The 26,327-nt window shown below is 37.0% G+C and carries 21 protein-coding genes; 13 read left to right on the forward strand and 8 right to left on the reverse strand.

Annotated elements, in window-relative coordinates; genetic code table 11:
• Positions 1-106: 106 nt before the first annotated feature.
• Positions 107-547, reverse strand: a complete 441-nt coding sequence (locus tag BUB45_RS12600; RefSeq protein ID WP_073009935.1) for a YtoQ family protein — start codon at positions 545-547, stop codon at positions 107-109.
• Between the two features lie 452 nt (positions 548-999).
• On the opposite strand from BUB45_RS12600, the gene BUB45_RS12605 reads away from it, so the two are divergent.
• From BUB45_RS12605 to BUB45_RS12640, 8 genes are all read left to right on the forward strand, one after another.
• On the forward strand, positions 1,000-1,317 hold the full coding sequence (locus BUB45_RS12605) for a thioredoxin family protein (protein WP_073009956.1): 318 nt from the start codon (positions 1,000-1,002) through the stop codon (positions 1,315-1,317).
• A 30-nt stretch (positions 1,318-1,347) separates the two neighbouring features.
• On the forward strand, positions 1,348-2,157 hold the full coding sequence (locus BUB45_RS12610; protein WP_073009959.1) for a DUF1444 domain-containing protein: 810 nt from the start codon (positions 1,348-1,350) through the stop codon (positions 2,155-2,157).
• 22 nt (positions 2,158-2,179) lie between these two features.
• Positions 2,180-2,782 (forward strand): YtpR family tRNA-binding protein, encoded by a 603-nt coding sequence (gene ytpR / locus BUB45_RS12615; RefSeq protein ID WP_073009962.1) that lies wholly within the window; start codon positions 2,180-2,182, stop codon positions 2,780-2,782.
• A gap of 366 nt (positions 2,783-3,148) precedes the next feature.
• On the forward strand, positions 3,149-5,725 hold the full coding sequence (locus BUB45_RS12620; protein ID WP_073009965.1) for a DNA translocase FtsK: 2,577 nt from the start codon (positions 3,149-3,151) through the stop codon (positions 5,723-5,725).
• A gap of 388 nt (positions 5,726-6,113) precedes the next feature.
• Positions 6,114-7,226 (forward strand): nicotinate phosphoribosyltransferase, encoded by a 1,113-nt coding sequence (locus BUB45_RS12625; RefSeq protein WP_073009968.1) that lies wholly within the window; start codon positions 6,114-6,116, stop codon positions 7,224-7,226.
• Between the two features lie 167 nt (positions 7,227-7,393).
• Entirely contained in the window at positions 7,394-8,692 is a 1,299-nt protein-coding gene (murC, locus tag BUB45_RS12630; RefSeq protein WP_073009971.1) for a UDP-N-acetylmuramate--L-alanine ligase, read from the forward strand.
• A 631-nt stretch (positions 8,693-9,323) separates the two neighbouring features.
• Positions 9,324-9,728 (forward strand): DUF948 domain-containing protein, encoded by a 405-nt coding sequence (locus tag BUB45_RS12635; RefSeq protein ID WP_073009974.1) that lies wholly within the window; start codon positions 9,324-9,326, stop codon positions 9,726-9,728.
• Positions 9,729-9,751: 23 nt separating this feature from the next.
• Positions 9,752-10,171 (forward strand): YtxH domain-containing protein, encoded by a 420-nt coding sequence (locus BUB45_RS12640; RefSeq protein ID WP_073009977.1) that lies wholly within the window; start codon positions 9,752-9,754, stop codon positions 10,169-10,171.
• A 488-nt stretch (positions 10,172-10,659) separates the two neighbouring features.
• Here the strand turns inward: BUB45_RS12640 and pilM are convergent, their stop codons facing one another.
• Positions 10,660-12,789, reverse strand: a complete 2,130-nt coding sequence (gene pilM / locus BUB45_RS12645; RefSeq protein ID WP_073009980.1) for a pilus assembly protein PilM — start codon at positions 12,787-12,789, stop codon at positions 10,660-10,662.
• Between the two features lie 318 nt (positions 12,790-13,107).
• Here pilM and BUB45_RS12650 point away from each other — a divergent pair, with 318 nt between their 5' ends.
• The 4 genes from BUB45_RS12650 to motS all read left to right on the forward strand — a co-directional run bounded on the left by BUB45_RS12650 (position 13,108) and on the right by motS (position 17,143).
• On the forward strand, positions 13,108-14,178 hold the full coding sequence (locus tag BUB45_RS12650) for a bifunctional 3-deoxy-7-phosphoheptulonate synthase/chorismate mutase (RefSeq protein WP_073009983.1): 1,071 nt from the start codon (positions 13,108-13,110) through the stop codon (positions 14,176-14,178).
• A gap of 324 nt (positions 14,179-14,502) precedes the next feature.
• A complete protein-coding gene (ccpA, locus tag BUB45_RS12655) occupies positions 14,503-15,453 on the forward strand; it encodes a catabolite control protein A (protein ID WP_240458817.1) in 951 nt (316 codons plus the stop codon).
• Between the two features lie 63 nt (positions 15,454-15,516).
• Positions 15,517-16,347, forward strand: a complete 831-nt coding sequence (gene motP, locus BUB45_RS12660; protein WP_073009989.1) for a flagellar motor protein MotP — start codon at positions 15,517-15,519, stop codon at positions 16,345-16,347.
• A complete protein-coding gene (gene motS, locus BUB45_RS12665) occupies positions 16,337-17,143 on the forward strand; it encodes a flagellar motor protein MotS (protein WP_073009992.1) in 807 nt (268 codons plus the stop codon). The genes motP and motS overlap by 11 nt, the downstream gene beginning before the upstream one ends.
• Positions 17,144-17,532: 389 nt before the next feature.
• Here motS and BUB45_RS12670 read toward each other — a convergent pair whose 3' ends face one another.
• From BUB45_RS12670 to BUB45_RS12690, 5 genes are all read right to left on the reverse strand, one after another.
• Entirely contained in the window at positions 17,533-18,708 is a 1,176-nt protein-coding gene (locus tag BUB45_RS12670) for an acetoin utilization protein AcuC (protein ID WP_073009995.1), read from the reverse strand.
• Positions 18,705-19,358 carry an acetoin utilization AcuB family protein gene (locus tag BUB45_RS12675; protein WP_073009998.1) on the reverse strand — a complete coding sequence of 218 codons (654 nt, stop codon included), beginning with the start codon at positions 19,356-19,358 and terminating at the stop codon, positions 18,705-18,707. Before BUB45_RS12675 ends, BUB45_RS12670 begins: the two co-directional genes overlap by 4 nt.
• Positions 19,358-20,011 carry a GNAT family N-acetyltransferase gene (locus BUB45_RS12680; protein ID WP_073010001.1) on the reverse strand — a complete coding sequence of 218 codons (654 nt, stop codon included), beginning with the start codon at positions 20,009-20,011 and terminating at the stop codon, positions 19,358-19,360. The genes BUB45_RS12675 and BUB45_RS12680 overlap by 1 nt, the downstream gene beginning before the upstream one ends.
• Positions 20,012-20,232: 221 nt before the next feature.
• The gene (locus BUB45_RS12685) at positions 20,233-23,289 is read right to left on the reverse strand and encodes a transglycosylase domain-containing protein (protein ID WP_073010004.1); all 3,057 of its coding nucleotides are present in this window, start codon (positions 23,287-23,289) and stop codon (positions 20,233-20,235) included.
• Between the two features lie 496 nt (positions 23,290-23,785).
• A complete protein-coding gene (locus BUB45_RS12690; protein WP_073010008.1) occupies positions 23,786-24,217 on the reverse strand; it encodes a DUF4064 domain-containing protein in 432 nt (143 codons plus the stop codon).
• A 588-nt stretch (positions 24,218-24,805) separates the two neighbouring features.
• On the opposite strand from BUB45_RS12690, the gene BUB45_RS12695 reads away from it, so the two are divergent.
• Complete coding sequence (locus BUB45_RS12695) at positions 24,806-25,099, forward strand: hypothetical protein (RefSeq protein ID WP_073010011.1); 294 nt, start codon at positions 24,806-24,808, stop codon at positions 25,097-25,099.
• Positions 25,100-25,548: 449 nt separating this feature from the next.
• Here BUB45_RS12695 and rpsD read toward each other — a convergent pair whose 3' ends face one another.
• Positions 25,549-26,151, reverse strand: coding sequence for a 30S ribosomal protein S4 (rpsD, locus tag BUB45_RS12700; protein ID WP_073010013.1), 603 nt, complete (start codon positions 26,149-26,151; stop codon positions 25,549-25,551).
• Between the last annotated feature and the right edge of the window lie 176 nt (positions 26,152-26,327).

A 26,327-nucleotide genomic window follows, 5' to 3' on the forward strand; every position in this document is an offset into this window, starting at 1 on the left:
GAAAAGAGCTTATTCAAAACGTAACGCCAAGCCTTGTAAGTTGAAGAATGAATTGATTATTGGACAACCAGTGGAAGAAAAAACATCCCACTGGTTATAATTCCGTTTATTCAAAAATGTATGCAATAACGTCTAACGCCTGCTCCACAGTTTCAACGGTCACATTTGCTTTTTCCGACAGTTCCTTGAGCGGATGAATTAAAGATTTCGGTCGAATAATTATTGTAGGTTTATTTAACGTAATTGCCTGACTTGCATCCATTGCTGTATTCCATTGTTTATAGCTTTCCCCAAAGAGTGCGATAACAATATCAGCCTTTTCCATTAATACTTGCGTACGAAAATTATTAATACGTGAGGCAGCCTCATCTTTGTAGAGAGAACCAGGTTGTTTTCCTAAAATAGCTTCCCCGATATTGTCGGATCTTTCATGATTGGTTTGCGGGGAAACGAATTGTAACGGCAGTTCTTTTGTTTCTGCCAACTTTTTTACGTCATCGCGCCAGCTATCATGTATTTGACCAGCTAAATAGACAGTAAGTTCCATCATATCTCCTCCTTGTATCATTACATCTATCGTAACTGAAAACAGTGCGTTTGAGAAGTTCCGCCGTTTTTAGTCCGGACATAATTGCTTGAAAGAAGCGAGTTGACAAAGTTAAGTGAATAACAAGCGATACCTTTACCTCGCTATAGAGATGGTTAATGTTAGGATGATCGTGTTAGCTAATTTCGTCTAAGTAAAATGGTTGAAAGAAACTATGGTGCAAAACTTATTTTCTAGATAAAAAAGTACTCAAGTTCAAGTCGTTTTAACTTTATCCTAATTCATAGTAAGATAGATGTTGGAAAACTAGAACGTTGGTGGAGACGGAGGATAGAGTATGTGGGACAAGTATTTCCTGTAGTTAGCATACAGATAAAACGTCCTGTGAGCGGAAACAAAGTTACATGTATTTTCAAAGTAACTTAATATATACATTGAAGGAGTAGATAACCGTGAAAACATTGACGAAACAAAAATCATTTACAGAAGTAATAAATCAAGGGAAGGTGGTGCTTTATTTTACAGCAGGGTGGTGCCCAGATTGTACGGTAATTGAGCCCATATTGCCAGAAATTGAAGTAGCTTATCCTGATTATTCGTTTATAAAAGTAGATAGAGATGAATTTATGGATATTTGTCAAGATTATTCTATTTTTGGCATTCCTAGTTTTCTTGCGTTTCAAGACGGAGAAGAAGTAGGGAGATTTGTAAGTAAAGATCGAAAAACAAAAGAAGAGATTATCCAATTTATGGATGGTCTTCCGAGCTAAAATCCTAGCTTAAAGTAAGGAGCGAGCAATATGCAAATGACAAGTATCAAATTAAAAAAGCTATTAGACGAACGGTTTCAAAATGACAATTGGCAAACGACGTATAATCGCGATAAAGATACTTTTCGGGTAGAATGGAAAGCATCAAAACAAGGAATTACTATTACTTTACCTAATGTTGTAGCGAAATATAATCAAAAAGGCGAATCAGTCATTGATGATTTAGAGGATCATGTAAAAGAAGCATTGCGAATTATGAACGAAGAACAACAGTTGGAAGGTATGGAAAAACAGATCTTTCCAGTTATCCGGTCTACCTCATTTCCAATTAAAACGAATGCCAATAATAAGCTTATTTATAAAGAACATACGGCTGAAACACGTATTTTCTATGCCATTGATCTAGGAAAATCGTACCGTTTAATTGACCAACCGCTAATTGAAAAAGAAGGTTGGTCAGAGGAGCGAATTGATGAGATTGCATCATTTAATTTACGTTCCTTGCCAATAGATTATAAGCATGATCAAGTAGCAGATAATGATTTTTATTTTCTTGCTTCCCAAGATGGCTATGACGCCAGTAGAATTTTGAACGAAGCGTTTTTGGAGGAAATGAAAGCAAATAGTAAGGGGGAAATGGCAGTTGCCGTCCCACACCAAGATGTATTTATTATTGCAGATGTGCAAAATAAAATGGGGTACGATGTTTTAGCGCAAATGACGATGAAATTTTTCGCTGAAGGTAGAATCCCCATTACTTCTTTGCCAATGATTTACGAAGATAAACATCTTGAACCAATATTTATACTTGCTAAGAATAGACCAGAAAAAGATAATTAAAGTAAAAAAGAGGATGAGAAGGATGGACATATTTTATAACGTTGATGGTATTGGTGATGTATTGATTATACCGTTGAAAGAAGGAGATCGCTACCAGATTCAGCATGATAGAATAGGTGATATTGTACGAATAAAGAATGAGCATAATGAAGTTATAGGCTATAATATTTTTCAAGCTTCTAAGCATTTTTCCTTTTTACAAGTAGGAAAAATGACGTTAACAGAAGATATGCTAAGAAAAATACAAAAGCTTTTTACAACGCACCAATTAAATGATGACCTTGATTTTGACTTAAGTGCTAAATTTGTGGTTGGCTATGTTCAAGAAAAAAAACAACATGAAAACGCAGATAAGTTGAGCGTTTGCCAAGTGGATGTAGGTGAGGAAGTATTACAAATTGTTTGCGGGGCGCCAAATGTAGAAGCTGGTCAACATGTTGTCGTGGCAAAAGTAGGGGCAACGATGCCAAGTGGGTTAAAAATTAAGCCAACTGAATTAAGAGGGGTGCCTTCTCATGGTATGATCTGCTCGCAAAAGGAATTAGGCTTACCAAATGCACCAAAGGAAAAAGGTATATATGTTTTAAATAATTCCTATGAAGTTGGATCAGCATTTAACATTTAATCTAACAATGAAAACAACCTGTGCATAAGGTTGTTTTTTCTCACCTATGGGGGAAGTATAAAGTTTTATTGGAATATCGGTGTTGTAAGCTCTTCACTTTAAGAAATGAAAGCTGCAGTCTGAACAAGTCTAGATCGTTTGAGCATAGGAAAGTATAGTTTTTGGCTATACATAAAACGAAAGCTTTGATCATAGAGCCTTTCGTGATACGTTTTTTCTGAAAGTGTTTTCAAAATACTTGTTCATTGTTGAAATACCAGTTTGACTTTACTGTTTCTATCTTTTATGAATATAATTTTCAATATGGACTAAAAAACTGCTACAATGGATAAAGACAGTTTTAATATAAAGAAAGAGTGAGTAGAAATGTGGGATAATTGGAAGAAAAAAATAAAGCGCCTTTTTATAAGTGATGAAGAAAACCATCGAGATGAATATATGCAGCAACCAGATAGACATCATCCTGAGGCCAAAATGATGTATCAATATCCTGCAAAAAAATCATTTCGCTTTCCTGTAGTTCCGGATAAAGGAAATGAAACGAATCAGCATCGTAGCTATTCTGACAAAAATGAAGTATTCGAAAATAGAGGTAATCCAAAAACTCAAAAACCAAGCATACAAGAACATACATATTCCAAATCAACAGAAGATGACGTATCTAAATATGATACACCAGCATTTCGAAGAAGGAATCACAATCATTCTAAACCAAGACATACAACGATGCAAGGCTATAAAGATGAACATTCGAAGCATAAAGTATATAAAAAAAATCCGGACCAACCATTTCGGCCAACAGAAGTTCCTTCACCTATATATGGTTTCCGCCCACGAAATGAAAACAAGGCGAAAGTAATAGAGGAAGTTCCTGCCTATAAGCGTAAGCAGGAGACTGATCCATTTAAAGATTTGGAGGTATTGAAGGAAGGGCCATCTAGAACGGAAATCAATGCTGTAGATGTTGAAGTTCCTGCTTATCAACGTAAACAAGCAATAGAGGATGTAAAGCAATTGGCAAACAGTGAAATACAAAATGAGGGTTATTTCAAGCGAAACAAAAAAGAAACAAACGTTGAACAGAAGGAAACAATAAATGATCTAAAAGAAGAAGAAACGTACCAAAGTGCAAGTATGGAAAAGCACGAAAAGCACACAGATGCAAGTACAGCTAATGAACAAAACCATATTCCATCTGAGTCTTTTAATCAGAAAGATACAGAAGAACAAGTAGAAACGAAGCAAGAATCAGCTGCAACGGTAGTGAAAGAAGAACGGAGCGATGATGACCAACAGAAAGAAGATGAACAAACGAATCAAACAAAAACAGAACCAAAACGGGAAAGTCGTTTATCCCAAAGACGGAGACAACAGCAGATGGGGCAAAATAATGTTCCATTTAATGTGATGATGACACCGAGAGATAAGAAAAACTTATGGGATCGAACAAAGCAAAAACACAATAAAAATGCTGAAGAAACACGGCCTAGTCAATGGACAAATGAGGCGACTGATATGATAACGGAGCACAACGCTGTGCAGGAAATACCTTTGCATTTATTAAATGATATAGAGGACCATTCTTCAGATGATAAAGCATGGTTGGATGAACAACAGCAGCTCCTTGAACAAACGCTAAAGTATTTTAATGTCCAAGCAAAAGTAGTAAATGTTACCCAAGGCCCTTCCGTTACAAGATTTGAGGTTCAACCGCAGCTTGGGGTTAAAGTTAGCAAAGTGAGAAACTTAAGTGATGACTTAAAACTAAATATGGCTGCAAAAGATATTCGAATTGAAGCGCCGATTCCGGGTAAGAATACTATTGGGATAGAAATACCGAATAGAAAACCGCAAATGGTAGGGTTACAAGGCGTGTTTGCAACAGAAGCCTTTAAAAAAAGCAATTCACCGTTAACCATTGCTTTAGGCCTAAGTATAGAAGGTGAACCTTTAATTACCAATATTCAAAAAATGCCCCATGGTTTAATCGCGGGTGCCACGGGGTCTGGGAAAAGTGTCTGTATTAACACCATTTTAATTAGTTTATTGTATAAAGCCCATCATGAAGAAGTGAAATTTTTACTTATTGACCCTAAAATGGTGGAATTGGCTCCGTATAACGGAATCCCTCATCTTGTTTCACCGGTTATAACAGATGTAAAAGCTGCTACCGCTGCTTTAAAATGGGCTGTTGCAGAAATGGAAGAACGCTATGAAAAATTCGTTCACGAAGGCGTCCGTGATATAGAGAGATATAATGAAAAAATGGTCAAACAGCAACAAATGAAGAATAAGCTTCCTTTTATTGTTATTGTCATTGACGAACTGGCAGACTTAATGATGGTCTCACCACAAGATGTAGAAGACGCGATAAGTAGAATTGCGCAAAAAGCAAGGGCTTGTGGAATTCATCTAATATTAGCAACACAGAGGCCCTCTGTGGACGTGATCACTGGATTAATAAAGGCTAACATACCTACAAGAATTGCTTTTAGCGTGTCTTCACAAGTTGATTCTAGAACTATACTTGATACAAGCGGGGCAGAGAAGCTACTAGGAAAAGGGGATATGTTATTTATAGAGAATGGTTCTGGAAAAACGGTTCGTCTACAAGGACCATTTGTATCTGATGATGAAATCGACAGAGTGGCAAGTTACACAAGAAGTATTGCCCCTGCTAATTATTTATTTGAACAAGAGCAGTTACTAGAACAAATCCATACAGAAGAGGAAGAAGATGAACTTTTAAAAGATGCTATTTTATTCGTACTAGAGCAAAATGGAGCCAGCACATCTTTGTTGCAACGTCATTTTAAAATAGGTTACAATCGAGCTGCTAGATTAATTGATACGCTCGAACAGCGGGGGATTATATCGGGGCAAAATGGTAGTAAGCCGAGAGAAGTTTTAGTTACGTCAACTCAAGTGGAGGACATGATATAGGACAACTTCATGCCAAAAGGAATGAGTTGCAACTTGCCTAATCACTAGCATTTTCCTCTGGCTAGTATTATCAAAGCTACCAAGTACGTGTTAGTTACTATATTGAATTGAAGTAAATCATCTTCTATGTATTCAAAAGCTTTACGTAATACCTTTGTTGTAGAAACATTCAGTAGAAGAAGAGAAGCGACTTCTGCTGAATGGGATTTTTATAATACAATTTGCAAAAAATACGCTAAGCTATTACATAAAACAGTATCTTTTTCTATCGCATTTGCCTTTTTTGGGGGTAGCTATGTTTTTATAGTGGACACTAATTCTTGTTTCCGGCACGATTTTTTTATATGATATGTTTAATGATCACATATAAAGGGAGAAAACTGACACTATGAAGGAAATTGAACAAAAGCTAAATGGGAAAATAGAACGTTTGACAAACAAAACCTTCAAATTTGATGAGCGCATTAAGGAAGGCTGGTTTTCGGCAGTATATTTTTTGAAAACAAGAGAGATAGCTGCAAAAAAATTACCAAACAACCAAGTGACAATGCAGTTCTTTCAAAAAAACGATGCAGTATTGTGTGGGTCGGATGAAGCAATAGCTTTATTACATAAATTTGCGGATAATGCGGAGACACTGGAAATCCATTCATTAAAAGATGGAGACAAGATTAGACCGTATGAATCTGTGTTAACTGTATCTGGAGCTTATCATCAATTTGGCTTTTTAGAGGGCATTATTGATGGGATTTTATCGAGAAGAACATCTGTCGCAACCAATGTATACAATGTGGTAAAAGCGGCCCGGACGTCAGGGAAACAAAAACCAGTCATTTTTATGGGAGACCGTGATGATCATTATACACAACAAGCTGGAGATGGTTATGCAGCATTCATTGGTGGATCAACAGCGCAAGCTACACACGCGATGAATGAATGGTGGGGTAAAGAAGGAATGGGAACCATGCCTCATGCGTTAATTCAGATGTTCCGCGGGGATATTGTCGCAGCTTGTAAAGCTTATCATGAATTATTCCCTGAAGATGATCTAGCAGCACTTGTTGACTATAATAATGATGTAATCACAGATTCTCTGAAAGTTGCACATGCATTTGGCGATGAATTAAAGTCTGTTCGTCTAGATACGTCACGTACATTAGTTGATAAATACTTCTTACGCAACCACCATTTAATGGGTACATTTGATCCAAGGGGAGTAAACCCAGAGCTCATTTTTGCGCTAAGAAACGCATTGGATGAAGAAGGATTCTCACACGTAAAAATTATGGTTAGTGGTGGATTTACAGAAGCTCGTATTGTAGAGTTTGAAAAGCTAGGTGTTCCTGTGGATATGTATGGTGTAGGTAGAAGCTTACTTAAATTGAATATTGGCTTTACAGGCGACAATGTACTTTTGAATGGTACACAAGAAGCAAAAGAAGGAAGACGATATAGACCAAATCCACGGTTAGAAAAAGTTCCTTATACTGAACAAACGTAAATTATTCCTGACCGATTTGGTAAAGGTTAAAAATACAAGAACTATGTAAGTATACTTTAAAAACAGGTTTTCTTTTCTCATCTGGAAAAGAATTTGCTATAATAAAAAACTGTGCAAAATAGTTAAAAGATGATTGAATCTTTTTACAACAATTTGGAGGTTCATTTATGACAACTTACCATTTTATTGGTATAAAGGGAACAGGAATGAGTGCTCTTGCTCAGATCCTGCATGATTCTGGAGAGAATGTGCAAGGGTCAGATGTGGAAAAACGATTTTTTACGCAAGAAGCATTGGAAGAAAAAAAAATTCCCATTTTTCCTTTTGCAGAAAGTAACATAAAAGAGAATTATACGGTTATCGCTGGGAATGCATTTTCCGATAACCATCTAGAAATAAAAGAAGCAAGAAGGTTAGGCGTAACCTTCTATCGTTATCATGAATTTCTTGGAGAATGGCTAAAGCAATATACAAGCATTGCAGTTACTGGCGCACATGGTAAAACATCAACGACTGGTCTGCTCAGTCATGTCTTGAGCAGTTCTTTTCCCATTTCTTATTTAATTGGAGATGGCACAGGTAAGGGGCATGTGGATAGCAAGTATTTTGTGTTTGAGGCTTGTGAGTATCGACGTCATTTTTTAAGTTATGAACCCGATTATGCGATTATGACAAATATTGATTTTGATCACCCAGATTATTTTACAAGTATTGATGACGTTTTTAGCGCTTTTCAATCTATGGTAGAACGTGTAAAAAAAGGTATTATTGCTTGTGGTGATGATGAACAATTACAACGGATACAAGCAAAAGTTCCTGTTGTTTATTATGGGTTTACTGATACGAACGATTTTCAAGCTCAAAATGTAATGGAAACGGAGAACGGAACAACGTTTGATGTATTTGTCAGGAATACGTTTTATGAAACTTTCTCTATTCCAATGTATGGAAATCATAACGTATTGAATGCATTAGCAGTAATTGCTATATGCCATTATGAAGGAATAAACGCTGAGTGCATGAAGCATTTGGCTAGTTTCGGCGGTGTTAAGCGGAGATTCACTGAAAAACGAATAGGAAATCAGATACTTATTGATGACTATGCGCATCATCCGAAGGAAATAAACGCTACTATTGATTCAGCCCGAAAGAAATATCCAAATAAATCTATTGTAGCGATTTTTCAACCACATACATTTACAAGAACAAAAACATTTTTGCAAGAATTTGCTGATAGCTTATCACAAGCAGACCATGTTTATTTATGTGATATATTCGGTTCAGCAAGGGAAGAAAGTGGTCAATTAACCATTCATGATTTACAAAAACTAGTGGATAATAGTTCACTATTAGAATTAACAGATACCAAAGGTTTACAGAAATTTGCCGATAGCGTACTTATTTTTATGGGGGCAGGCGACATTCAAAAATTTCAAGAGGCATATGAAAAAATATTGACCACATAAATAATAAAGGAGAGTCTGATAAAAAAGCAGACTCTTTCATTTTATTGTCTAGGAAATTATGAAATTCAGAAAAATTTAGCAGCTGTGGATAAACTAACTAAGTGTTTAGCCATGTTCGGCTCCAGCGCAAGCGACTAGGCGACTTCACTCCATTGCCCTAAGCTAAGTCATCATCGGTTCGTTTTAAATAGGAAGGCCGACTAAAGATGGGCTTGAAGGAGGGCGCTGGCATACTCCTGTTGCAGGAGCATGATTCCTAAAACTTTCGTGGATTCGTTCCGCTCGCTACGTTGCTAACCCGGCGCCCCGAGCCTTTGTTCTTACACTATAGGAAAAGTATAAAATTTTAGGGTTTATAGTATAAGAAAAACTACAGCTTTCGCCATAAGACTTTGGGACAAGCCCAGTTTTTCTAAGAATAAATAAAGGAATTATGACTTTTGTTGTCGAATAATAATACTATAGGAATAGTATAAGAAGGACGATAAGCTATTCATACATGTTTTATTTGTGACACAATTGGGTAACTTAATTTATATACTATCTTTGTTTAATACGTTAGATAATATAAGGAAATTATTTAAAGCTATGTTGACAACATAATAAAGTAGTTAGGGAGTGAAGAAGTAATATGGAAATTTTAGCATATATTGCCGCTGTTATTGCAGCTATCGCATTTGTGGTTTTAGTTGTATACATGGTTATTACGTTAAAAGCAGCAAGGGAAACTTTACATAATGTATCTGAAACATTATCCAGCCTTGAACAACAAGTGCAAGGAGTCACGGAAGAAACAACACAATTATTAACAAAAACAAATCAATTAGCAGATGATATGAATCAAAAATCAAGTAAATTAAATAGTCTATTTGATGGTTTTAAAGGTGTTGGTAATACAATAACAGAATTTAATCATTCGTTAAGAGAGTTAACAAATAGTGTTTCAAGAGCAGCAAATAAGAACCCTGAGAAAACGTCACAAGCAATTAAATGGGGAACTACTTTAATGGAACTATGGAAGAAAAAAAATAAATAAGTACAGTGTAGGAGGAATAATAAATGGCAGATAATCAGTTCAATAGTAAAGATTTTATTTTAGGAACATTTATAGGTGCAGCTGTTGGTGCATTGACTGCTCTATTAATGACACCTAAAACCGGAAAAGAATTCCGTGATGACATTAATACGGGGGCTAGCCAAGTAAAGAAGAAAGCATATGATTGGAAAGAAGTAGCTCAAGAAAAAGGAACTAATTGGAAAGACAAAGCTTATACCACTGGTTCTGATTTAAAGAAAAAAGCAATGGAATCTACATCACAGGTAACAAAAACAGCAGCAGAAAAAACAAAAGTTGTAACACAAGGTGTACAATCCAAACTAAAAGAAAAGCGTAAAAAAGAAGATGAAGCATTAGAAAAAGCAGAGGACGTTGCAGAAGCAATGGAGGAAGCAGCCGAAGAATTAGAAAAGAAAAATTAATACATGTTGTCTCCTCGTATAAAAAAACGTGACTTCATCGCTATGTGAAAACATATAGTGTAAACGAAAACAAGCACCTCGATTTGTAGGTGCTTGTTTTTTTAAGCGTTATAGTAAAGTATAAATCCACAAATTTTTGCGAATAAGCCACGTTTTTCTTAACAGATAAGAAAGCATAAAATTTGGTGCTATGACGTAACCAAACAACCGAACACGGCCTCTGTCCGGCTCCAGCGCCCAGCAACTAGGCGACTTCATTCCATTGCCCCTCAGCTAAGCCATCATCGGTTCGTTCCTAAATAGGAAGGCCGACTAAAGACGGGCTTGCTGGAGGGCGGCAGGGCGGCATACTCCTGTTGCAGGAGCATGGTTCCTAAAACTTTCGTTGATTCGCTCCACTCGCTACGATGCTAACCGGGCGCCCCGAGCCTTTGTTCACAAAATAGTACCTTGTATGCTATTCGTGCCGTAAAACTTGTGAACATCTTTTATTCTGACCAAATAATTTCTAACTCATCACCAGGTTGTATACTTTCGTGAAATTGAGCTGGTTGCTTGTTTTTGTAAACTTGGAATTTCCCGCTTGCTGAAGATAGGTCTAAATCTACATGTTGAAATACATCTTGATAAATAAAGCCATTACTCTGAGTAGATATTTGCAACTTATCTCCGCGATTAAGTAAACTATCTCCCTTTAATCGCTCGTCGTTTCTTTTTACTATATATGCTGGTTGGTTTAATTGGATTTTTTTTCCGTTAAAGAATATAGTTATAGAACGCCAATAATTTTTTCCTTCTTGAGCTAATAAATCCTGCACGTTTGGTTGCTTGCCTTGGATAATTTGAATATGATCACCGTCATAAAGAAGTTGTGAGGGATCTACTTTTTGTTGATTAATGAAAAATTGCGTCTCTCCAATAGAAAGTTGAACTTCCTTTCCATTCACAAAGATGGAAAAAGGCTTGATTCTATCATATTCGATACTAGACAATTGTTTGATTACGTCTTGAAGTCGCTTGGGCTGAAACCAATCGATCATGTCATTATCTTGAATTACATCATCTTTTTTCGCTGGTTGCTGATTAACGAAAAACGTAGGAGAAATTGTATGCTGATGATTTTCAAACCAAACGGTCATTGATTTTACTTCACCAATCAATTCATAGAGGGTAATGGTAGCAGATTGTCCATCTTTACCTCTTTCAATTTGAATAAAGTCACCATTTTTTACTGGTTTATCAACGGTAGTCACAGTTCCGTTTAACATTATTTGTGGTGGCTCCCCTAACTCCCCAGGTAAAGTGATTTTTTTTCCGTTTACAGTAATAATCGAAGCAGCACCTGGTCTTCCATACCACTTATGAACATCTATCCCTGCTTGGATAAAGCAATCTCCAACTGTTAATGTACGCATTTCAAATAGTCTTAGTGTAAGTTCATTTAGGTAGATGCTAATATAATGAACAGGATTCCGTTTTGCAGCAATGGCTATACCAATAGGTGTGACGAAATCAGGTTGGATAGGTAAATTCTCATTAAGAGTAAGTTGTTTAATGGCACTAATATCTCTTACAGCAACTCTATTTTCGGGGAGCTCAAGTTGTTTGGCAATCATTTTTGTTATCTTCGGTGTGAGGCTTCCTCCACCAATTAACATAACAGCCTTTGGAGGCTTGCTATTTAATTTTAAAATTTCTTCCGTGATATTTGCAGCCAAAAAGTTAATAGCTGAAGTGATATCTTTGGTTAATTGCTTATAAGATATGGTCGTTTCAAAGCCAAGAATATCTTGCGCTTTTGCTTCTTTATGTTGCACAATAGCCCTTTTAAACGTTTCAGCGTCGGGGAAGTCTAATAAATATGTATCACTGATAGCTTCCGTAATTTCATCACCTGCGACTGCGACCATTCCATAAGCCGCAACCGTTCCATGGTTTGTAATTGCGATGTCACTAGTGCCTGCACCTATATCAACCAAAGCAACATTTAATCTTCGCATTGATTCAGGTATGAGTACATCCATTGCTGCAATTGGTTCAAGTGTCAAAGCTTCCATTTCTAGTTCAGCTCTGGAAAGGGCAGCTAAGAGGGACTCAACAACTACCTTAGGTAAAAATGTAGCAATAATTTTAGTGCTTGCTACCTCACCACGCTGATCAATGAGGGAACCAATTTGCTGTTCGTCGATATAATAGTGGAGAACAGAATAACCGACGCAATAATATGGATAGGTATTCGCAACCTGTTCTTGTTGGCTTACTTTTTCTAGAGCATCTTGCACGGCGCTTAGTTCTAAATGCTGAATGATTTCAGAATCTTTAATAGGCTGATTTTGCAGGGATAACGTGGCTGTGCCATTCATGGTAATTAGTGAGCGTCCTGCAGCTGCAACGCAGACTTTAGTTAATGTCCCATATGATTGTTCCAGCTTTTCTTTCACTTGGTTAATTGTGTTAGCGACAGCGACAACATCATGTATCTGACCGTCACACATAGAACGGTGATCGTGCTCGATCATGCAGAAGTCGATAACTTCAAAGCCTTCCTTGTCTTGATTTAAAATAATTCCAGTAACGGAACGTGTACCAATATCCAAAGCAAAAATCTGTTCTTTCATTAAGCATAACCCTTTCATACAACGAATATGAATCCATTCCTATCATATCATCTACCACATGTAGTCTAAAGTGGTAAGCCTCTCTTTTTATGGTTATTTCATTGCATTTTAAATTAAATCGCATTGTTTCTAAAAGGCTCGCTCATTATTCTTATCGAAAAAACGTAGTATTTTGGCAAGTTGTTTTTAAAAATAGGGGTGAATTACAATGAATGCGCTTCATTATACATGAATTTTAAAAATTAATCGACAAAGGGTATATAATTAGCTATAATATTCACTAATTATTAAAAAACCTAAGCATAGGGGGAATATAAAATGAGCGAATTAGATCAAGTAAGAGATAGGTTAGATAACGTGAACCTAGAAATCTTGCAATTAATCAATGAAAGAGCAAAACTAGTTCAGCAAATCGGGGACATCAAAGCAAAGCAAAGTATGAAGCGGTTTGACCCTGTGCGGGAAAGAGATATGTTAGATCAAATTACTTCTAGTAATGACGGACCGTTTGAAAATGCGACGATTGAGCATATTTTTAAAGAAATATTCAAGGCCAGTTTAGAACTGCAAGAAGATGATCATCGTAAAGCATTGCTTGTATCACGAAAGAAAAAGCCTGAAAATACCATTATTGATATAAATGGTGCAACAATTGGAGATGGTAATGTTCATTTTGTTATGGGCCCTTGTGCTGTCGAAGGGTATGAACAAGTTGCGACAGTTGCCAAAGCAATTAAACAGCATGGCGTAAAGCTTTTGCGAGGAGGAGCGTTTAAACCAAGGACTTCTCCTTACGATTTTCAAGGTTTAGGTGTCGAAGGGTTAGAAATCTTAAAAAAAGCTGCTAAAGAGCATGATTTAGCAGTAGTTAGTGAAATTGTAAATCCAGCACATATTGAAGAGGCACTTGATTACTTGGATGTGATTCAAATTGGAGCAAGAAACATGCAGAACTTTGAATTGCTCAAGGCTGCTGGCGATGTCGATAAACCAGTTTTATTGAAACGTGGTTTATCAGCAACGATATCTGAATTTATTAATGCTGCTGAATATATTATATCCCGGGGTAACAAAAACATTATCTTATGTGAACGGGGAATCCGGACATATGAGAAAGCAACTCGAAATACATTAGACATTTCTGCTGTTCCTATTTTAAAACAGGAAACACATTTACCAGTTATGGTTGATGTTACACATTCTACTGGTCGAAGAGACTTACTATTACCTGCAGCCAAAGCGGCTATTGCTATCGGAGCTGATGGTGTAATGGCTGAAGTACATCCAGACCCTGCAGTTGCACTGTCAGATTCCGCGCAACAGATGGACATTCCGACATTTCACCGTTTTATGGAAGAAATGAAAGATATGACAGAAAGAATGAAGTAAAATAAAAATAGGAATATTACTTGGTAAATATGTGAAGAATGTGTATAATAGAATAGATAACACCTCTTCTCAACAAGCTAATCGTACCTAGTATATATTGCGAACTAGGAGGCTTCGAGTTACTTGCCTTTCTATAATAAAACCAGTAGAATATGCTGAATAAAAAAGGTTGAAGGACAATCAGAAGCCTTCAACCTTTTTTGCTTTGAAAAATTTTTCATAGTAGAGTATGATATAGAAAAAAGAGAACGATAATTAGTATAGGAGGAAAAAACATTGAATAACATTACTATATATGATGTGGCAAGAGAAGCAAATGTGTCAATGGCTACGGTTTCTCGTGTCGTTAATGGAAACCCAAATGTGAAACCTACAACAAGAAAGAAAGTACTAGCTACGATTGAGCGTTTAGGATACCGACCAAATGCTGTGGCGAGAGGCTTAGCAAGCAAGAAGACAACAACTGTTGGAGCGATTATTCCTGATATATCAAGTATTTTCTTTGCGGAACTCGCAAGAGGAATTGAAGATATCGCTACGATGTATAAGTACAATATGATTTTAAGTAACTCGGACCAAAATGAAGAAAAAGAAATTCAATTAATAAATACGATGTTGGAAAAACAAGTTGACGGCATTATTTTTATGGGAGGAAATATTTCTGATCAGCATGTACAGCAATTCAAAAGTTCTTCTGTACCTGTTGTGTTGGCGGCAACATACGATGAGAATAATGAAATTCCTTCTGTAAACATTGATTATGAACAAGCGGCGTATGAAGCTACGCAATTTCTTATTGAGCAAAATAAATCAGCGCCTGCGTTTGTATCAGGGTTAGAAGAAACACATATCAATCAGCTGAAATATAAGGGTTATGCTCGTGCTATAAATGAAGCAGGTTTATCTGTAAATGAGTCACTCATTGTAAAAGGAGATTACTCTTATAATTCAGGTATCGAAGCAATAAATCAATTATTAGATGAGAATGAAAAACCAGCAGCTGTTTTTGTTGCTTCTGATGAAATGGCTCTAGGCGTCATTCATGGAATTCAGGATAAAGGATATCGTGTTCCAGAAGATATTGAGGTGTTTGGCTTTGATAATACTCGATTAGCAACGATGGTTCGCCCAACACTATCTACTATTGTACAGCCTATGTATGATATTGGAGCAGTTGCAATGCGCTTACTAACAAAGTATATGAACAAAGAAGAAGTTCAGGAACAACGGGTAGTTTTACCTCATCGAATTGAAAAAAGAAATTCAACAAACTAACTAGGGTGCCGATATAAGGAATAGAGAGAGATGATTCAACTTCTATTCTGAGGAGAGAGAACTATGAGAAAACGCGATATATTAACTCCTTTTGGCATTACTATGGGTTTCATCATGATTATGTTAGCGATTGTTTCCAAAAGTGGATCGTCTGAAGGAGCAGGTTTGTTTTTGGATATTTCTTCTATTTTCATTGTAATTGGTGGTTTAGTTGCTTCGATGCTCATTACGTTTAAATTTGAACAAATTAAGCTGACAAAAAAAGTATTGAGTGAAGCTTTTCATAAACATGATCAGCGACTACCAGAATTAATTACATTATTTGTCCATTTATCTGAGAGGGCTAGACGAGAAGGGCTTCTAGCTTTAGAAAATGAACTAGAGGAAGTAGAAGACCCGTTTATAAAAAAAGGCATCTTGCTTGCTGTGGATGGAATCGAACCTGAAGTTATTAAGGACATCCTAGAGGCGGAAATTATTGCTGTAGAAGATAGGCATTTCCGAGGGAGAGCTTTAATTGAAAAAGCAGGTGAATATGCACCTTCCTGGGGAATGATTGGGACACTTGTAGGTCTTGTATTGATGCTTAATAATCTTCAGGATCCCGCTGCACTTGGACCAAGTATGGCTGTAGCACTACTTACAACACTTTACGGAACGGTACTTGCAAATTTAGTCTTTATTCCAATGGCAGCTAAATTAGAGAGTAAGACAGAAGAAGAAGTGTTTATGAAGCAAATTACGATCGAGGGTGTTATTGGTGTTCAATCTGGTCAAAACCCGCGAATTTTAGAAGAAAAACTAAGCGCTTTTTTATCTAATGAGGATCGGAAAAAGCAACAACAACTTGATGAACAACCTGGTTTCATGGAGGAAAGTATTCATGAAGCGTAGGCAAATCAAGAAAACAGCCAACAAGGGTGCTCCGAAATGGATGGTTACGTACTCAGATATGGTAACACTGATTTTAGTGTTTTTTGTGTTGCTTTTTTCCATGTCACAAATTGATTTGGTTAAGTTTGAAGCTATTTCAGAATCATTTCGTAATCGCATGATTTTTGATTCTTATCCTTCTGCTGTTCCAATGGAAAACCCAACTGAACAATCAAGCAATAAAGAGAATGGCGAGCAGTCTAATGAGTTTGACTCACCAACACAGCTACCTGACACAACAGACAGAGACGCTAGTCAAGATGATGGAGAGTCTTCTTTAGATCAACTATTGCAAGAAGTAGAAACGTACTTGGATAAAAATGATTTAAATAATGTGATAACTGCCACACGAACAGATCGAGGCGTAGAACTTGTTTTGCAGGACAGTCTTCTGTTTAATACAGGAGAAGCAGTTATTTTAGAATCAGGAAAGCCATTTTTAAATAAGGTGAGTTCTTTACTACATAATATTCCAAATCCTGTACTTGTTGAAGGTCATACAGATAGTAGGCCGATCTCTAATTTTAGATACCCTTCGAATTGGGAATTATCAGGAGCAAGGGCTGGAAGTGTTATCCGCTATCTACTAAATGAAAACCAATTTGATAAATCACGGTTTTCTTCTGTTGGCTATGCAGATACGAAGCCAGTAGCGCCAAATAATTCATCAGCTAATTGGAGTAAGAACCGTCGGGTAGAAATTGTTATTCTGGAAGAAAATAATTTGCCAAAAATGCAAGAAGGAGAAACTGACTAAAGTTTCTCCTTCTTTTTTCATGATCTAGGAAATTAAGGGAATTAAAATTTTGCAGCTGTGGATAAACTAACTAAGTTATTTAGCCACGTCCCGCACCAGCGCCCAGCAACTAGACGACTTCATGAATCTCTGTACGATAAGTCATCATCGGTTCGTTCTAAATAGGAAGGCCGACTAAAGACGGACTTGCCGGAGGGCGCCGCATACTCCTGTTGCAGGAGCATGATTCCTAAAACTTTCGTTGCTGCTTTCTACTCACTACGTTGCTAACCGTGTGCTTGCTCCTTTGTTCCTATAGGAAAGGAACTGGAAAATGGGTATTCTTAGCTAGGATGTATATTATATTCGTTTTTAGAGTATGTAAGTTAGATGAGAGTGTCCTTATAGTTTCAGTATAGCTTCAGCTGGTCTGAAGGTTTAGCAGTATATTTCAATAACTGTTGTAAAGCAAGCTTGTTTTTCTCAGAAATTTCTTCTTTTCTAGGAATGACAGGAACAATAGAAGGGTCATCTTCCCAATGAGTTGGAAGTGTAACAGGGCTCTCTTTTTGCCATTTATCTAACCAGGATGTCGGCAGTTCCCCTTTCGCAGGCTTCATATTGTGCATGACATTCCAAACTTGTGCCCAAGCACGGGGAACAACTCGCCACATATCATAACCCCCTCCGCCTAATGCTACCCATCTACCGTTACAATACTCATGTGCTAATTGATGGGCTAATAAAGGTATTCGCTCGTAAATAGCCATTGTACTACATAAATGGGTTAATGGATCGTAACAGTGCGCATCTGCGCCGTTTTGCGTTATAATTATATCTGGTTTAAAAAAGGCTGTAATTTGAGTTAACGCTGTTGTATACGCATTCAAAAACGATTCATCTTCTGTGAATGCATCAATAGGCAGATTGAAGCTATACCCATGCCCCTCCTTTATACCACGCTCATTAACATTCCCTGTACCGGGAAATAAATATCTACCTGTTTCATGAATGGAAAAGGTGCACACATTGGGGTCATCATAAAATGCCCATTGCACACCGTCACCATGATGCGCATCCGTATCGACATAAAGCACACGTAAATTATAAACTTCCCTTATATAACGAATCGCAATTGCACCGTCATTATAAATGCAAAATCCCGATGCTTTTCGCTTAAATCCATGGTGCAGACCACCACCAAGATTCAATGCGTGAGTCGCTCTGCCTAATAGCACTTCATCAACAGCTGTTAGGGAACCTCCTACAAGATAGGAAGAGGCTTCATGCATTCCTGGAAATATAGGTGTATCTTCTGTTCCAAGACCATATTCGGTAGCTCTTGGTTCTGGAAGCATACGTTGACTTGCTTGTTTAACTGCTTCAACGTATGCATGATCGTGAAATAATTTTAATTCTTCTTCCGTTGCCATTCTGGGTGAGATGATTCGGTCTTCCGGTAAAGTGCCTGTTGCTTTTAGCAATTCCGTTGCCAACAGTACTCGTTTTTGGTTGAAAGGGTGGTCTTCGTGAAAGTGGTATTGCAATAAGTTATCAGAGAACACAAATTTAGCCGTACACGTCATCGGTTTGGCCCCGCGATATGGTTTGGAGCAAGTAGTTCGTAACCAGCTTCACGAAGATCTTCAATAACAGGGAGTGGATTCATAGTTTGTATACGAAAGACCAAAATTTTATAATTTGGATCATCTTTAGAAGGATAAACGAGTACAGAGACAATATTTGTTTTGCGTTTACCTAAGATAGCCGTCACTTCAGGTAAGATACCAGGCCGATGAGGTACTTTTATTTCAATATGAGAGCTTTGTACATGAGTGCCAGTTAATTGAATCATCGTGTATAGCATGTCTTTTTCTGTAACAATGCCAACTAGCCTATTTCCTTCTCTAACAACTGGCAAGCATGCTATTTCTTTATCGTAAAATATTTTTGCTATTTCCTCCACGAAATCTAATGGATGGATCGTAATTACTGGTTGACTCATAATGGATTGTATTTCGTGTTGTAAATTATGTTTATCTGTAGCGGATTCAAAAATGGAAGGACTGGCATCCCGAACATCTCGGTCAGAAACGATGCCTATGACGTGATTATCATTTCCAATAATTGGAATGTGACGTATCTTATGTTGATTTAATAGATCCAGTGCTTCTTGTATAGTCGCTGTAGGAGTCAGTGTGATAACCTCTGTTTTCATAATTTCTTCGACTAGCATTATAATCCCCCCTGCATATTTCGGTATTTATGCCTTTGTAGAAAACGTAACGTATTGAAACGCTTGATGGAGTCCTCGGAAACATTTTTACCAATTCGAACCATCAAACAATTGGCTGGGTGGGAGATGATTTCTGGGTCATCTGTTGAAGCAGGGACTAAACCACCAGCAGCCATCATTTTCTCCATTACTTTTCGATAATCCCAGATACTAAGCTTTGTACCATTTAAGTCCCAATGCCAATAGTATTCTGTCGAAATAATAATATAGTTTTCCATGAATGCATCCATCATAGATACTTCAAGTAACCCAGATGCAATTCTTGCACCACGAAAAGCAGGAATAACTTCAATAGCGCCTAGCTCAATTAATTCATCCATCTTAAATTCTGACCAACGTTCTAAAGGGTCTGGATGTAAATAAGTAACATATCCAATAATTGTGTCATTTGTCCTTGCTACGATAATGCGCCCTTCAGGAAAAGTAGAGATATTCAAAATAGCTTCAAATTGTTTTGAAGGCGGTCGAAATGCAATTAAATCTTCATGGAATTTATATTGCTGTAATTCTTCTTTCTCTAATGGTCCTTCAATGGTGATTGTTTCTGTTTGTGTTTCTCTTGTTAGCTTATAGTGCTTTTTTTCATGTTTCATTGGCCCACCACCTAATTATATAATCCGCTTACATACCATTATACAACAGTGCGATCAGAATTTTTAGTGAAATCTATAATAAATGTATTGAGAAGAGGAGAGAGGCACGTCTGTTAGATTAATGCTGGCCTTTCCTTATAATACATAGAAAACCAAAAATCCCGTAGGTACGAGATTTTTGGTTTTTATAGAGAATCATATCTTTTCAGCTGCAAGAAAAGTTATTCTTCGGTTGTTGCTTCTGGTGTATCATCTCCTTCTGCGTCTTGATTTTCTTCTGTACTGTCTTTATCATCATCTTCTGTATTTTCGGGTTGCTTATCTGTCTCATCCGTTGTTGTTTCAGCTTGCTGTTCTTCTTGGACAGCATTGGATGGTTTTTCAGCTTCTTTATGGCTTTCTTTATTGTTTCCTTTATCTGGTTTTTCTGGTTCTTCTTTTTTTGTATCGCCAACGATTAACTCTGCAGAAGGTGTAGATTCCTTCCCGAAATAGTCGACTGCCTTCACATAATAGCGCGCGTTCCCGCTGTTAATATTGTAAGAAGTAGAAGTTGTATGACCAATTTGGGAGAAGCTGTTACCCGGCCCAGTAGCTTGGTAAATGCGATACCCGACCACGTCTTTGCTTGATGACTTGCCCCAAGTAAGTTTTCCGCCGCTTTTTCTTAATGAACTCGGCGTATTTGGTGCTTTGCCATCATTTTTAATCGCACCTCCAGAACTGCTTCCAACACCACTAATCTTCTCCCATTTTTCCCGCTCTGTTCGTGGGAACAAGATACTGAGGTCACTTAATTTATCGTAGCCTTTTCGTTTTAAAAATGCCGAGTTAAATGCTAAACCATCTCCAATGGTAAATTCACTAGGCGTATTTGGACCTGCCGCAATTGTTTTTCCATTGACTACAACCATACTTCCACCAGATACGAGGCTATCATCTACTTTAGTTGGAACGTATTTACTGTTATAAATATCGCTTTTCACTAAACCAGCTTGTTCACAAAGCTCTGAAGGTAGTAAACCTGATATAGCACAATAACTTCTTGAAACAATCCCATTAGGTCGTTGAAAGTTTTTAGAAGGTGCCAACAACTCTGGGTCTACATCTGTTGCGCTGTTGATTAATTCCGCCCATAACTTAATATTTCGCTGTCCATAGCTTAGGCCCATTCCTGCATCATTTAAGGAATACGCGGTTTTATATCCAATCCATGTTCCAAATGTAACATTAGGGTTTGTTGCTACGAACCAAGAATCCTTATACTCTTGAGATGTCCCAGTTTTACCTGCCCAGTCAACACCGCGATGTTTCAATTGTGAATTAGCGTATACTCCGGTACCATTTGTGAGTACATCTCGCATCATATCTACAGTTAAATAAGTTGTTTGTGGAGAGAAAACATCAACAGCATCTGCTTTATGCTCATAAACTACATCTCCACTTTTTGTCGTTATTTTCTCAATCATATAGGCATCAACAAATTTTCCGTTATTACCAAACGTTGTAAAGGCGTTCACATTTTCCTCCACAGATACACCATGCTCCATACCTCCGATGGATAAGGAGGGATGCACATGATCTCCTTTGGTTAGTGATGTGAAACCCATTTTTTCCAAATATTTGGAAGCAGGGTCGTTGTTAATTATTTTTGAGTAAATTTCAGCTACAGGAAAGTTATGCGATTTTGCTAAGGCTTCTCTGGCTGAAATAAGTCCGTAATGTCCTCCACTGTAGTTTCCTGGCTTACCAAACTCCCAACCTGGTATCTGTTTTGGGTAGTCAGCAATAACGCTACCTGGTTGAATAACCCCTTCTTCCATAGCGGGAGCGTATGCTAATAAGGGTTTCATTGTACTTCCATTAGATCTTTTGCCTTGAAATGCATGGTTCCAATTATCGTCTTCATAGCCACGACCACCAACGAAGCTGAGAATCTTTCCAGAACTATTTTCAATTAAAACACTAGCTGTTTGCACTTTTTCTGTAATTTTTTCTACTTCACCAGTATTTGGATTTTTTTTCGTGTAAGTACGGTCTGGTCCATAGTAAGCAAATTCTTTGGCAGTTTTTTGCATAGCATCATACATTTTTTTGTCAATTGTAGTATGGATTTCATAACCATTAACCCGTAAATCGCGTTTAGCACGCTCTAAATAATCAGCTTGCAAATCTTTGTCCGTTTCCAAGTCTTTCTCGCTATGCCCATCTTTTTTGGCCAACTGCTTTGCTAAGATTTTTTCCGCTCTATCTTCTATGGTAAAAGTTAAATAGGGATATTTATCAATTGAAGAAGGCGAACCTTCTGTAAAATCTTTCGCAACATCATAAGCTGAGGCTTCTTTATATTCTTTCTCCGTAATATACTCAGATTCATACATCCTTTTTAGGACAGATTTCATGCGGTCAATGCCATATTGTAGCATGTCTTTGTCTTTTAGAGTACCATCATTTTGAAACGGTGTATACATGGACGGGCTTTGCGGTAACCCAGCTAAATAAGCTGATTGAGCAAGGTTTAATTCTTTTGCTGAAACACCAAAAACTCCTTGGGCAGCGGTTTCTATTCCTGCAATATTATCGCCTGACGCGTTTCTCCCGTACGGAACGACGTTGAGATACGCTTCTAATATTTCTTCTTTCTCAAAGAACCGTTCTAGACGTAAAGCGAGTAACATCTCTTTTGCTTTCCGCTCAAAAGAAACTTCATTGGTTAAAATTTGGTTTTTAATAAGCTGTTGTGTTAGTGTGCTTCCACCTGTTTTTGTCTCGGCGTTGGTTACTTCTTGAAAAATAGCCCGAACAATCGCCTTTGGGACAATACCTTTATGCTCTTGAAAATACTCATCTTCTGTTGCGATAACCGCATCAATTAAATGCGGGGATATGTTTTTCAGAGTTGTTTCTTCCCTGTAAAGATCCGATTGCAATTCACCCAAGTATGTTTCATTCGCAAAATACAATTTGGACGTTTCATCGTAATTGTATATGTCTTGCTTCATCACCTGATAAGGTAGGACAGGTTCGTCCTTGACCAGCGAAGCGAAATACCCAGCACCTACGCCACCAGCAAAAAACACACCGATTAAACCTATGATAAGAAAAAATAGAATAACATTCCAAACAACATGATAGGAAATGCGTGAGGTTCGCTGGATTTTGCCTGTTTTCCATAATTCCTTCCATTCTTGAAGTAATGGTCGGGAAGATATACTTGTTTGGCTTAATTTAGATTTCCATTTATCGAATAAAGCTTGACATTTTTCTTTAAAATTCATGTACTACCCTCCTAAATCCTTTCTTATTATAGCACAATCCTATCAAAGGCAATAACAAAATTTTTCCTGCTATTGCATATTCAATGGCTTTGTAATTAAGATACATATACAAATGCCAAGTTGACGACAGAGGGCAGAAAGATAAACATCTTGCAGAAAAATGAAGTAACACTGTATTGCAATGTCGATTGTACAGCAGGCATTATATAATATCTACGTAGAAAAGATTTTGTTAAGTAGGTCGTAAATGAATTGCCCTTTTTTAGGGGCAGGTATGCTTGGGGGACTTTTAAATGAAAAAGAGGATCAAAGACGTAGGTTACGCGTTATGTTCTACAAGCGATATCGAGTTGAGGACAAATTTAAGGGAATTTGAAAAGCGAGCGAGTAGTATTTTAATTATATGTTAAACAAGTGATGTAAAGTTGTAGACATAGGGGTTTTTGCAAAAATAATAGCCAGTACCCATTTCAAGTGGGTACCGACCATATAACATTTATTCGATCATTTTTTTAGGTCTACGAACGAGGGCAATAATACCTGCGATTAGGTAAGCGGCGCCTCCGAAAATACCAAAGAAAAGGCTGGCAACGGTACCTACAATAGCGGTAACAATGAGTAATATTCCTGCAGCTTTCGGTTTTTTGTCTCCTATTAAGAAGAAAAATGCAAGGGCACCCAACGCTACTTGAACTAAAAACACAAAGAATAGATAGTTTGTTCCTGTTTCAAGCACGGTTTTAAACTCTTGTTCATTTAATTCTTCAACTCCAGGTTGCGAAGTTTCTTCTTGGAGTTGCATAAACTCTTCAACCATTGATTTCATCGTATCATTATCCGTAAACGCAACGACGCCAACACTAACTGTCATTAACAAGAAAATCACTAATCCAATACTAGTGAAAATCATTTCAACTGTACGCTTCATTTTTATACCTCCTATACATCGATTAACTCAATATCTGTTAGTTGATAAATGAGTCGTAAAATTTACCTTTGAGAAAAATATATGTATGCAAATAAAGGAAACATGCTAATAAGATATCACATTTTTTCATAGTAAGCTATTGAGAACCAGTAATGGTATGTGCCAAATTCTTGTCGACTAATGTTATTTATTGTTGACAATCAATATTATTGATAATAAACTCCAGATAAATAGTTATAATTTTTTAAAAAGTGTTGGATTTGACATCCTTTTTACTAGTTTTTTACTCTATTTAATTTATTTTATGTTATCCTTTTAATGAATAGAGTCATCAAAATGGGAAATTAGTAAATATTACAAATCATTGTTTCTTCCATAATCTGAAAAAATGATCATTTTAGTGAAAAAGTATATAAATGATTTGCTGATTTTCTCAGGATAAATGCAGAATGTATTGGAAATTTTGATAGCCGAGCAGTTATGGAACGATTCAATGCCATTCTTTTCAATCATTAGGTCACTAAAGTTAAGTTGGGAATTAGTTGGATTAGGAGGTGTTACGTGCTCTATTGAGGGTACTAAAAAATAATGAAAGGGAAGCTGATGATGGGTGTTTCTATATTAAAAAGAATTATTAGTTTGTTGGCAATCCCAGTACTTGCTGTCTTTACAGTTGGATTATGCCTATGTACGTTTATTGCTGTAGTTGCTGGCCTATTGTATACTTTTGGTGTAGATATTAGAATGCAATTAGGTCCTAACTTTCCAGTTCCTACCTATCTTGGTCTGCCGGTAGGTATTTTATTTGGAGCTCTCCTATTATTTATAGCATTTTTCTCATGGAAATTATTAAAGTTTTTTGTCGCTTCGTGGAATGTATAGTTATAATGTTTAACAAACTCTTCTATATCTAATTATCGTAAGACAAGGTATAGGCCGTGTAATTTAACAAATGAAAGACCTGTTTGATAAGGCTTTTAACCAAGTCATCAATAAGGAGTCTTGAACTTCAACAAGTGAAAGTAAATCGAAAAGTAGACATCCGGAAGGCGATGGAAAGATGCAAACATTACAATTAACCAACTATTCGTGTCGTTCAGTGCGCTCACCTTATCAAGCTTTGGCAGCAGACGGAGAAATGTATTGCGCCATATAATTATTTTGTGCTACTTGTTTCTTTCCAATCTTTCACCCATGCGATCAATTTTTTGGTCACACTTGGCCCCGGATTAGTGTATTAACTTGCTTTATTTTGCAAAGTAAAAAAACCCTTGAAACGTTGGTATAACAACATTTCAAGGGTTTGTCTGTTATCTTGCAAACTACAAAGATTAACGAGAGTAGAATTCGACAATTAAGGATTCGTTAATTTCTGCTGGTAACTCTTCACGCTCTGCGTAGCGCGTGAATGTTCCTTCTAATTTTTCTTCATCAAGTGACAAGTAATCAGGAACAAAGTTGTTTACTTCCATTGCTTCTTTTACGATATTTAGGTTTTTAGATTTTTCACGTAAACCGATAACTTGGCCAGGTTTGACCATGTAAGATGGAATATCTACGCGAGAACCATCAACTGTAATATGACCATGATTAACAAGCTGGCGAGCTTGTCTGCGTGTACGAGCAAAACCTAAGCGGTAAACTAAGTTATCAAGACGAGAATCAAGTAATAGCATGAAATTCTCACCGTGAACACCTTTCATTTTTCCTGCTTTGTTAAACAAAGTACGGAATTGACGTTCATTTAAACCATACATAAAACGAAGCTTTTGCTTTTCTTGTTGCTGTAAACCATATTCAGACATTTTTTTACGTTGATTCGGTCCATGTTGACCTGGTGCGTAAGGACGTTTATCTAACTCCTTACCAGTTCCTGTTAATGAAATGCCAAGACGACGTGATTTTTTCCATACTGGTCCAGTATAGCGAGCCATAAGACATTTCCTCCTTTTTCTTTTATTTGTATAAAATAAAAGAGCGTGTTCTATTCACTTGCTCATGATGTTTTCATGTACCATCGCTCCAGCAGCTAAGAGTTACGCGATACACCTCTTTATTTGGAGGAACAACATGACAACAGGTGCCAGATCACTAAGGCTACTTTATTATT

Origin of the sequence: Virgibacillus chiguensis (assembly GCF_900129865.1) — a bacterium.
Taxonomy (GTDB): Bacteria; Bacillota; Bacilli; order Bacillales; family Amphibacillaceae; genus Virgibacillus; species Virgibacillus chiguensis.

Excerpts from the sequence above, each read along its gene's own strand:
- BUB45_RS12610 (WP_073009959.1), top strand. The coding sequence starts at position 1,348 with ATGCAAATGACAAGTATCAAATTAAAAAAGCTATTAGACGAACGGTTT.
- BUB45_RS12640 (WP_073009977.1), top strand. The coding sequence starts at position 9,752 with ATGGCAGATAATCAGTTCAATAGTAAAGATTTTATTTTAGGAACATTT.
- murC (WP_073009971.1), top strand. The coding sequence starts at position 7,394 with ATGACAACTTACCATTTTATTGGTATAAAGGGAACAGGAATGAGTGCT.
- pilM (WP_073009980.1), bottom strand. The coding sequence starts at position 12,789 with ATGAAAGAACAGATTTTTGCTTTGGATATTGGTACACGTTCCGTTACT.
- ytpR (WP_073009962.1), top strand. The coding sequence starts at position 2,180 with ATGGACATATTTTATAACGTTGATGGTATTGGTGATGTATTGATTATA.
- BUB45_RS12650 (WP_073009983.1), top strand. The coding sequence starts at position 13,108 with ATGAGCGAATTAGATCAAGTAAGAGATAGGTTAGATAACGTGAACCTA.
- BUB45_RS12690 (WP_073010008.1), bottom strand. The coding sequence starts at position 24,217 with ATGAAGCGTACAGTTGAAATGATTTTCACTAGTATTGGATTAGTGATT.
- BUB45_RS12675 (WP_073009998.1), bottom strand. The coding sequence starts at position 19,358 with ATGCTAGTCGAAGAAATTATGAAAACAGAGGTTATCACACTGACTCCT.
- rpsD (WP_073010013.1), bottom strand. The coding sequence starts at position 26,151 with ATGGCTCGCTATACTGGACCAGTATGGAAAAAATCACGTCGTCTTGGC.
- BUB45_RS12685 (WP_073010004.1), bottom strand. The coding sequence starts at position 23,289 with ATGAATTTTAAAGAAAAATGTCAAGCTTTATTCGATAAATGGAAATCT.
- BUB45_RS12635 (WP_073009974.1), top strand. The coding sequence starts at position 9,324 with ATGGAAATTTTAGCATATATTGCCGCTGTTATTGCAGCTATCGCATTT.
- BUB45_RS12695 (WP_073010011.1), top strand. The coding sequence starts at position 24,806 with ATGAAAGGGAAGCTGATGATGGGTGTTTCTATATTAAAAAGAATTATT.
- ccpA (WP_240458817.1), top strand. The coding sequence starts at position 14,503 with ATGGCTACGGTTTCTCGTGTCGTTAATGGAAACCCAAATGTGAAACCT.
- motP (WP_073009989.1), top strand. The coding sequence starts at position 15,517 with ATGAGAAAACGCGATATATTAACTCCTTTTGGCATTACTATGGGTTTC.
- BUB45_RS12600 (WP_073009935.1), bottom strand. The coding sequence starts at position 547 with ATGGAACTTACTGTCTATTTAGCTGGTCAAATACATGATAGCTGGCGC.
- BUB45_RS12680 (WP_073010001.1), bottom strand. The coding sequence starts at position 20,011 with ATGAAACATGAAAAAAAGCACTATAAGCTAACAAGAGAAACACAAACA.
- motS (WP_073009992.1), top strand. The coding sequence starts at position 16,337 with ATGAAGCGTAGGCAAATCAAGAAAACAGCCAACAAGGGTGCTCCGAAA.
- BUB45_RS12625 (WP_073009968.1), top strand. The coding sequence starts at position 6,114 with ATGAAGGAAATTGAACAAAAGCTAAATGGGAAAATAGAACGTTTGACA.
- BUB45_RS12670 (WP_073009995.1), bottom strand. The coding sequence starts at position 18,708 with ATGACGTGTACGGCTAAATTTGTGTTCTCTGATAACTTATTGCAATAC.
- BUB45_RS12620 (WP_073009965.1), top strand. The coding sequence starts at position 3,149 with ATGTGGGATAATTGGAAGAAAAAAATAAAGCGCCTTTTTATAAGTGAT.